Origin of the sequence: Candidatus Stygibacter australis (genome assembly GCA_030765845.1) — a bacterium.
Taxonomy (GTDB): domain Bacteria; phylum Cloacimonadota; class Cloacimonadia; order Cloacimonadales; family TCS61; genus Stygibacter; species Stygibacter australis.
This window is the reverse complement of sequence record JAVCDJ010000055.1, coordinates 1-3,907: the sequence shown is the minus strand read 5'-3', so window position 1 is coordinate 3,907 and position 3,907 is coordinate 1. Positions and strand designations below refer to the sequence as shown.

The following is a 3,907-nucleotide window of genomic DNA, read 5'->3' as shown; positions in this document are numbered from 1 at the left end:
ATTTTCAACCGAACTCTGATAATCGGCAAAGTATATTTTGCCCAGTAATAAACAGATCAATAGAATAGCTATCGCTAAAAACATGGTTTTCTTCACAAATATTCCTAAATATCCTCTTATTTCACCACCGTCACTTTCTGCTGCGCCTGATACTCATCCCCAGCTTTAACCCGCACGAAATACACTCCACTACTCACATATTCGCCCGTTGAATTACTCAAATCCCAGTCGGCATGATAGTAATCATTTTCAGTTTCAGAATTCGCGTTTATTCCTTTCACTTTCTGACCTTTTATGTTAAAAACTTCAAAAGTTATTTCATGATCAAAGCCCTCACCCAGCCAAATTATTCTTGCTTTGTTATACCTTGAATTACTTGATGATAAAGGATTTGGGTATACAAGCAGATCATTATTGACTGCTATCACATCATCGTCTATCGGATTGCCATAAGGATTATATTCATAAGCACCCAGATCAATGCCATTGCCTCTAATGCGCAGATTTCCGGAGCGGTCATATTCGGGTAATTCTACTCCCTCTGGCAGCATTAGCGTTCCCATATCAATTGCTGGTGAACCCTCATCTATTCTGAAAGGATATTCTCCTTCATGCAGAAATAACGGGTCTGCTTCGCTGATGGTGCCTGTATCCCAGTCAAGTTCATATCCTCCATAAGTAAGTAATCCGTCCGAACCGTTTTCTATTATGCAGTGATGAACACTTAATTCAGGATAAGGTTCATAACTGCCATTCATGAATATTGAATAAGAAGAATTACCATAAAATATGCTGTTCATGATCTCTGCCCGTACTCCTGATTCTATGGAAACCGGTGCACTGGCTATATATGATCCGGTCAATTGGTTATCAGCAAAAGTGCAGTTAACGATATTTAGTGTCATCCTTTCTCTTCCTACTATTGCAAATGTTTCAGGATAGGTTATGCTGCCATTATTATAATAAGTATTGTTGCTGAATTCTGTATTGATAATATTAGCATGCAAATTGTCATAATCAATGTCTTGATCACTGCTAATATTTATATGGCTTGGCTGGTTACCAGAGATTTTACAATTTTCTACCATAAATAAACAGTCTGGAGCTGGGGATGTTAAGAAATTGGCGTAATATACAGCAGTGGTTGCTGTATCTCCTTCGCTTAAATTATCAATCAATTGTACGTTTCTTAAGGTAAGATTAGTTCTGGAAACCAGTATTAACCTGCAAAAATTATTATTCCTGATTATAATATTTTCAAACAATACTGGTTCACTTGTATTTTCAGGGTTAACAATATTGAACAACATATAGCTCGGATCTATGTGTACTTCTGCAAAACCATTAATAATTTGCATATTCCTGATTTCATAAACAGGTAAAGGATTAATATCCAGAAAAAAGCCACTGCGATTATCCTGCAGATCAATAATTGTTGTTTCTTCTGATATTCCTCCTATTGATACGTAACTTTTCATTAGGATAGGGAACTGCTGATAATTGTCCTGACAATTATAAATTCCTTCGTCTAAATATATAGTCCTCTGATTATCAACATCAGCACTGATGATCTGTATAGCATGGCTGATTGTCTGCAAAGGCTCATCAAAACTTAAGCCGCTGTTACTGTTATCTCCATCCGGTGAAACGTAAATATCTGCCTCAACTCTTTCATATTTATAATGAAGTACATCAAATTCCATATCATCATAATCTTGATTATAACTGCTGTCTCCCTGATATAATTCATATCCGAAAGGTTCAGACACTGTAAATGTATCAACTATTACATCTATTGACACTCCGGTTCCTGTAGAATTTTGAATATCTAATCCATAAGAGGCAAAATTGTCATATATATTACATCTGTTTGTATCTGAAAAATTTAATGAAGTAGATAAGTTCCAGCTTGAAATCCCACCACCTCGCAATGATGCCCGGTTATTTCTTATTGTATTACCTGCCAAGCCAACCAATCCACCACCAATCTGAATACCTCCACCACAAATAGCTTGATTGTATTCAATAATACAATTAATTATATCTACTATGGCAAGGTTTGTATAAATACCACCTCCATATCTTCTTGTTCCTTCTAAAAATCCTATTCCGTTTGTTAGAGTAAATCCTCGAATAGTAGTTCCTTCTCCTTCTCCATTATAAACAGCAACACAGCATCCTGTCTGATTTCCGTCTATGATAGTTGTATGGATATATTCAGCATTACCAGTTGTAAATTCCAGGCTTGCCAGAGTGATTGTTTTACCGTTCAAGTCAGTATTTTCAAAATATCTGCCCGGATAAACAAGAACCGTATCTCCATCAGCACTGGCATTAATGCCTTCCTGAATAGAAGTATAATCTCCTGTACCCTCTATATCAACCGTGATTGTAGTTCCCTGCAATACTCCAATCAATAGTAAACCAATTAACATAATCAAGCTCTTCTTCATATTTCTTTCCTTATATTTATACCTGACGCCCATCTGGACGCCAGGCATTTTCCGTCTCACGAATTTATTTCATCAATACCGCTTTGCTGGTAATCACTTGTTCATCTATAGCCAGTCTGATGAGATATATTCCGCTGCTTACTTTTTTTCCTATCTCATTATCACCTTTCCAGATGATATTATAATTCTCTGGACGATAAGTTTCGTTAACAAGGCTTTTCACTTTTTGACCTTTGATATTAAAAATGTCCAGTATTACTTCTTGCTGTTCTTCCAGATTAAAAGAAATAGTAAGTTCAGGATTGAAAGGATTGGGGTAGCATTGCAACTCAGTAGTCACCGGTATAACGTCTCCCTGCTTATCCTTAAATGATACTTTATAGTGTATTCCCGGCATTCCAGTGATTAGACTTCCGGGTTCATATTCTCCAGTATTACTGTTTTCTACCAGATATTCTTTTTTCCGCTCTTCTCTGCTGCGTCCCTCATACCAGAAGGCAAACTCAATATCCTGACCAAGTTCTTCTTCTAAAATATGGGCACAGATCTGGCATAGAGTATCTTCCACCACCTGTGCTCCTCGACATTCATCATTTACATAGATTGCCACTTCCTGGGGAATATCTTCCTCATCAAATTCTACATAAACCGGCAGATAATCAATATCATCATTGAAAGTAAAGTGTTCCGCAACAGGCCTATATTCTGGCTCTTCACTCCTGGTGGAAATTTGCCAGTAAAAATTATTACTTTCGTTTATAGTTTTAATCACTACGCAGTCCATATAGTTTAATTTGCAGAACTGTGGTGAACCTGACCAGGGATCATGAGTAGAGGTTCTGCTGATCGCCCATTCCATGGTATAAATAGCAATCGCATCTTCTATAACTTCCTGAGGAAATGCATCTAATACATTTTGAGGAACTTGTAGAAAGTAGCCTAGCCAGGTTTCCTGATAGGGTTCTGTATGCAATTCCACGTTATCCAGACATTTCAAACCTCTGGAAAATAAAACACATCCTTCACCATTATCACGGCTCATTTTATAACCATTCTTGCTGTTCACCATGTAATTGGTTGGATCCCAGGTCCATTCTCCCTGATAATAAACTCCGTCTACTACATAATCAGTATTATACCATACATCCACACCATCAGGCACCGGATTCCAGTTTTGCAGAACTTCACTCACTACCAGATTATTTCCATTATTATATGGAATTTGACTATCAAGGGGCAAACGGGGAAAGCTCCGCCACAGATAAGTTCTCCTGTTACCATCATAATTCCAATTATAAATATCATGGGCATGGTATTTATAACCCATATCAGAGCATGTGCCATCAGGGTCGTTATAATTACTATCATCATTGCTTTTATCAATTATTGATCTATTTATTTTGCATTCTTGCTTAATTGAACTATTTTCGACCGAACTCTGATAATCTGCAAAG

Annotated in this window: 2 protein-coding genes; both read right to left on the bottom strand. The window is 37.1% G+C overall.

The genetic code is table 11. From position 1 onward, the window contains the following. Positions 1-116: 116 nt before the first annotated feature. Positions 117-2,453, bottom strand: a complete 2,337-nt coding sequence (locus tag RAO94_03455) for a choice-of-anchor Q domain-containing protein (GenBank protein ID MDP8321389.1) — start codon at positions 2,451-2,453, stop codon at positions 117-119. A gap of 64 nt (positions 2,454-2,517) precedes the next feature. Beyond that, positions 2,518-3,907, bottom strand: a 1,390-nt coding sequence (locus RAO94_03450) for a T9SS type A sorting domain-containing protein (protein ID MDP8321388.1), incomplete at its 5' end; no start/stop codon positions are given.